A 5,594-nucleotide genomic window follows, 5' to 3' on the forward strand; every position below is an offset into this window, starting at 1 on the left:
GCACCCGCACCCTCCCCCGCTCTGGCCGAGGACGACTGGAGCGAATTCTGACACCGCGCTCACCCGACCCTCTATCCGCCACCTAGGGAAAACCCCGAGGTTCGCGACAGCCAAACGCAAAGGCCCCGAACCTTAGATTGCGCCTTCGATCCCGAGAGCAGGGCAGACCTCATGTTGAAGCAGATCGCAGTTTCCGATCTCGAACTGGGCATGTTCGTCCACAAGTTCGAGGGCGGATGGTTCGACCATCCCTTCTGGAAGGCCAAGTTCCTGATCGAAGACGACGAGAAGCTGGCCGCGATCAAGTCGAGCAAGTTGCGCGCGGTGGTGATCGACACCGCGAAGGGCCGCGATGTGGGCAAGCCTGCGCCCGCGCCGCGGCCCTGCGAGGCGCGCCCGGCCCCCGCCGCAACCTCGCCCGCCGCCGCGCGCATCCGCAACATCAAGCAGCGCACCGCGGTGCAGGCCTCCTCCACGGGGCCGGTGACGATGGCGCAGGAGCTCGCCAACGCTGCCGCGATCGCGGAGCAGGCGCGAGAAAAGCTCGGCAAGACCATCATGGCCGCCCGGCTCGGCAAGGCGCTCGACGTGCGCAAGGTCGAGCCGGTGGTGAACGACATTCTCGCATCGGTCAGGCGCAACCCCCAAGCCTTCAGCGGCCTGATGCGCTGCAAGCTCAAGAACGAGAGGATTTTCCGCCACGCGCTGTCGGTGAGTGCGCTGATGGTTGCGCTCGCCGACAGGATGAGGCTGAACCCGGTCGAGATCCACAATTGCGGACTGGCGGGACTGCTGATCGATATCGGCGTCACCTACCTGCCACAGGTGCAAAGCTCGCCTGATCCCGATTTCCGCAGCATGCCCAAAGCCGTCTGGCAAAGCCATGTCATGCTCGGCTACCGCGCTCTGGCCAACGATGGGGAGCTGCCGCAGCTGGTGCTCGACGCGTGTCTCTATCATCACGAACGGATGGACGGCAGCGGCTTCCCGCAAGGCCGCGCGGGCGACGACATCCCCACCGTCGCCCGGATGGCGGCGATCTGCGACAGCTTCGAACAGCGGCTTGCCGGCTACGGCGGGCACGCTCCGATGGATCCTGCGCAAGCCGTCGCCGCGTTACGCCGACGCGAGGGCGCCTTCGACCAGGAGATCCTGCGTCTCTTCGTCGAGACGGTCGGGATGTATCCGGTCGGCTCCTTCGTGACACTGGCAAGCCGCAGGATCGCGATGGTGATCGACGAGGACCGCAAGGACCCGCTGCGCCCGGTGGTGCAAGCCTTCTATTCGCTCGACACCGGAGAGCGCATTCTGCCGCACCGGATCGCGCTCGCCGAATGCAACGACAACGAGCGCATCCTCGGGATCGCGGACCTTTCGGGGCTCGATCTGCCCGCGGATGAACAGCTGCGCGAGCTGGTGTTCCTCAGCGCCTACCGCAACCAGGCCCAGGCCTGACCCCTTTTTCCCGAGGCAAACGAAAATGGCCGGCGATCGCTCGCCGGCCATTTTCTGTGCGCCTCCCTTCTGCGTCAGAAGGCGAGCCGCAGCGATGCCTGCACCGTTCGGCCGTTCGCCGCGCGCGCAAAGCCGATGCCGTTGGCGGGCACGCTCGCCTGATTGACCTCGAATATCCCGAGCGTGTCGAACAGGTTCTGCGCGCTCAGCGTGAATTGCAGGTTCTCGGCCGCCTGATACTCGGCAAAGGCGCCGACGGTGGTGAAGCCGGGCATGCGCAGGAGGTTGCTGTCCTGCGCGTAGGAGCCGGTGATCGTGACCACGTTGGCCCCCATGGCGAACTTGCCGAAGTCGAGCGTCGGCACCGCGACCAGCACCCAATCGGGCTGGTGGCGCGGTTCCTTGCCGGTGAGCGCAGCATTGAGCCGATCCTCGGTGATCTTGGCGCGGGTATAGGTCGCCGCCAGCATCAGGTTGAAAATGCCGCGCTGGAAGGTGCCTTCCAGCTCGACGCCCTCGGCCTCGTAGGTGCGGTTGGTGGCATTGGCCGCGCCGTTGAGGACGTTCTGGTCCTCAGCCTCGACATGGAACACCGTGCCGTTGACCGTGATCCCGCCGCGCCGCAGCTTGAAGCCGGCCTCGTACTGGATGACATCGTCCTGCCGGTCGCCCGATGCGACATTGCCGGTGAGCGGGTCGACCGTCGGGGTGAAGAGCACCTTGTCTGCCGCCGCCCGCGCGCCCTTGCTGTAGCGCGCGAAGACCGAGAACGGCTCGGCGACGCGGTAGTTCACGCCGACCGAATAGTTGAGATAGCCGTAATCGTAGTTGACCGGCGCGGGGCGATCCAGGGGCAGGAAGGCGGTTCGGCGTTCGGCCGGGTTGAACACTCCGTCGCGGTTGAAATCGAAGCTGGTGAGCCCGACGCGGCCGCCGCCGAGGTCCGCGCCAAACAGCTGCCCGCGCACGCGCCCGCTATCGTAGCGCAGCGAGCCTCCCACCGCGAGCTTGCCGATGTGGAAATTGACCGAACCATAGGGCGCGATCACGCGGTAATCGACGTCGAAGATCCGCCGGAACAGGCTGCTCTCGCGCCCGAAGGCGAAATAGCCGTTGAGCGTCTGCGGTTGGCCCGCAGCGTTGAAGATATCGACCTGCGCGGTGTTCCCGCCGCCCGCCGCATCGACAATCATCGCGGTGTGGAGCCAGGTCGTGTCGAGTTCCTGCGTCGCATAATAGATCCCGGCGGTGGTGGTGAGCTTGCCACCACCGACGTTCCAGACCTTGCTCGCGCGCAGATCGTTGGTGAAATTGTCGAGCGACTTCGCGCGCACGAAGCTGACGAAATAAAGCGACAACAGGCCGTTGCCGTTGATCAGCGCGCTTCCCGGGATTGCCTGCCCGGCGAGCGGCCCGCTGGCATAGGCCGCGGTCGATCCTGCCCCGCCGATCGAAGCGGCGAAGGCCGACACGGTGTTCTGGCGGTTGGGGAACATCCGGCTGAAATCGCCGCCATTGACGGCGTAGCGCGCCTTTTCGGTGATCGTCCATCCGGCGATATCGAACTGCGCCTCGAAGCCCACCGACTTCGACTTCGTGCTTTGTCCCGTGCTGATCGGCAACGCGACCGGCTGGTTGTTGCGATCGAGCGTGATGACCGGGCCGAGGAAGCCCGAGAGGGTCGAATCCCGCCGGAGATCGAAGCCGGGGAAGCTGCGGATCGTCGGGTCCGCATCGGTGCCGGTGATGTTGACCGCATAGGGCGCGAAGGTCGGCGAACGGTCGTCGAGCAGCTTGAAATAGGCCCGCACATAGCCGCCTTCGAAGCTGCGGGTGACGTTGGCCTTGATCTGCCCGCCGCGCCAGCCGGTGAAGCCGATGTCGCGCGGACCTTCGCCCTGGCGGTAGAAGCCGCCGACATAGAAGCGGGTGTTCTCCCCGAGCTTGCCGCCGTAATCGAAATCGATGCGCTTCTCGTCGAAATCGAGCCCGGTCGAGAATTGCGCGCGCCCGCCTTCCTGCTCGCCGGTGCGCGAGATGATGTTGACGATACCGCCGGGCGAATTGGACGCGAAGGTCGAGGCCGAGCCGCCGCGGATCGTCTCGATCGCGTTCACGGTGAAGTCGTTCCTCAGATAGACGTCGGTCGCGACATTGAAGAGGTCGCCGAATTCGAGCACCGGCAGGCCGTCTTCCTGGAACTGCATGTATTTGGAGCCGCCGGCGGCCAGCGGCAGCCCGCGCACGGTGTAGTTGTTGTTGCCCTCGCCAATGCCGGTGGCGACCCTGAGCCCGGCCATGGTGCGCAGGACATCGCCCAGCGGACGTGGGCCGAAGCGCTGGATGTCATCGCCCTTGAGGGCGCTCGTCGAGGTCGCGCTGTCGAGCCGGTCGCGGCCCTTGGCCATGCCGGTCGAGAATATTTCCGCAGCCGGCTTGGCCGGCGTGTCGGACGGGGCGGCATCGGCTTCGGTCTCGGCAAACTCTTCGCCCCCGACCTTCTCTTCGGCAAAGGCGGGCGCAGCGAACGCGCTGGTGGCAACGAGCAGCAGCAGTCTGGTTCTGTTTTTCATGGCATGGCTCCCCCCGTTGTGCCGGGACTACCTCCAGCCCGGCTTCATCGAGTGCGCCTTGCCCGATAGGCGCGGCTTTGTTGGCGGAGACGAAAGGGGGGCCTAGGGACTGACGCTAGGGAAAGACCGCAGGCCGGCGCCCGGCCTCAGGTCAGCCCGCGCCATTCGATCCATTCGCCGTAGGGGTGGCAGAGCGCGGCGAGACGCGCTTCACCCCGCTCGCCCGCGCCGTCCCACTGTGCGATGCGCAGCTCCACCGCAGCGCGGTCCGCACGCCATTCGATACTGACGCGCGCCAGCGGGCGATCGGGCTCGGCGCGCGCCCCCGCGAGGGCGAAGGCCTGGTCAATGGCGGCGCGCTCACGGTCGCCGGCGTATTGCAACACCATCGAATGAAAGACGACGCGGCGGACACCCTCGGCCTGCGGCTGCGCGAATTGACGCAGCAGCCATGCGCTCGCCAGCCCGGTGTCGACCTGCGGCGGGTGCGCCTCGGCAATCCCGATCGCCGCGGCCAGGCGCGCGGCGCGCATGGTTTCGCCCGGCCAGAGATAGGCCGCGAGTTTCTCGCGGTCGCCGGCTTGCGCCACGTCGAGCGGGTGGAGATCGACGCCGCGGGCGGAGGTGACGCACAGCGAGCCGCCGGGGGCAGCCCCCCCGCGCCAGCCAGGGGCCAGCGTGACCGCGCTCGCCGACGCGCAGGCGTTCACCTTACCGATCCGCACGGCATAGCGGGGGAAGTTCAGATTGAGCCCCGCGCTTGCGCCCAACTCGAACACCTCGCAAGGCAACGCCCGCGCCCGCCCGAGTTCGAGCAGCGCAGCCACCAGCCCCGCAACCCGCGCGACCTCGTTGGTCTGTGTGGGATGCGCAAGCCAGCCGAGAAGCTCGCCGGCATGGACGTCGAGCGCCTGGGCCAGCGCAGCCTCGAGCGCGAAGGACGAGGGCATCGTACCGCCGCGGTAAAGCGCGCCGAGCACGCCCGGCTCGCGCCCGCCGCGCGCTAGCGCATGGAGCCCGGCGTTGAGGCGGAAGATCACGCCGTCCGAGGCCAGATCGCCCGGCCATGCCTCAATCGCGGCAAACACCGCGCCGCCGGTCTGCGGCAGCACCCGGGCGAGCGCGGCCATCAGCGCGGCGGCTCGCGGCTTGGCAAATCCGTGCGCCTTGGCCGCCTCGATCCGCAGCTGTCGCACCGCGCGCGGCAATGCAGCGCCGGGGCCGGTCGGGCGTGCCGGGACGAGAGTGTCGGGGTTGAACTGAAAGGACAAAAAGGGTCGCCCGCAATCGCTGGAAGGGACGCCCTGCATAGTGGGCACCCGACAAGTTTCTTCCTCGCGCGCCTAGGGAAAAGCCGCAGGAAACACCGCACGGACAGGCACTTGGGTCAGACCGCCTGCTGCCAGCCCTGCGACCCGTAACATTACCGAGGGGCCCAAAGCGGCGTGGTTAAATCGCCGTGACCTATCGCCACGCTCAGCCGATCCGTGCCAATCATCCGGAGTTCTCGAGGCATGCGCCTTTCGACCATTTTCACTACCGTCCTGCTCGCCACCACCGCTGCCG

The 5,594-nt window shown here is 67.1% G+C and carries 3 protein-coding genes; 1 reads left to right on the plus strand and 2 read right to left on the minus strand.

Translation table 11 applies throughout. The features are described from left to right. Nucleotides 1-171 precede the first annotated feature (171 nt). The gene (locus AX708_RS02430; protein ID WP_066531948.1) at nucleotides 172-1,455 is read left to right on the plus strand and encodes an HD-GYP domain-containing protein; all 1,284 of its coding nucleotides are present in this window, start codon (nucleotides 172-174) and stop codon (nucleotides 1,453-1,455) included. Nucleotides 1,456-1,529: 74 nt separating this feature from the next. Here AX708_RS02430 and AX708_RS02435 read toward each other — a convergent pair whose 3' ends face one another. Further along, the gene (locus AX708_RS02435) at nucleotides 1,530-4,028 is read right to left on the minus strand and encodes a TonB-dependent receptor domain-containing protein (RefSeq protein ID WP_066531945.1); all 2,499 of its coding nucleotides are present in this window, start codon (nucleotides 4,026-4,028) and stop codon (nucleotides 1,530-1,532) included. 146 nt (nucleotides 4,029-4,174) lie between these two features. After that, entirely contained in the window at nucleotides 4,175-5,299 is a 1,125-nt protein-coding gene (locus AX708_RS02440) for a DUF2332 family protein (protein ID WP_066531934.1), read from the minus strand. Nucleotides 5,300-5,594 lie beyond the last annotated feature (295 nt).

The sequence above is a fragment of the Erythrobacter sp. CCH5-A1 genome, from assembly GCF_001557115.1.
GTDB lineage: Bacteria > Pseudomonadota > Alphaproteobacteria > Sphingomonadales > Sphingomonadaceae > Erythrobacter.

What these genes read in the sequence shown, in the direction of transcription:
- AX708_RS02430 (WP_066531948.1), top strand. Translation starts at nt 172, where the DNA reads ATGTTGAAGCAGATCGCAGTTTCCGATCTCGAACTGGGCATGTTCGTC.
- AX708_RS02435 (WP_066531945.1), bottom strand. Translation starts at nt 4,028, where the DNA reads ATGAAAAACAGAACCAGACTGCTGCTGCTCGTTGCCACCAGCGCGTTC.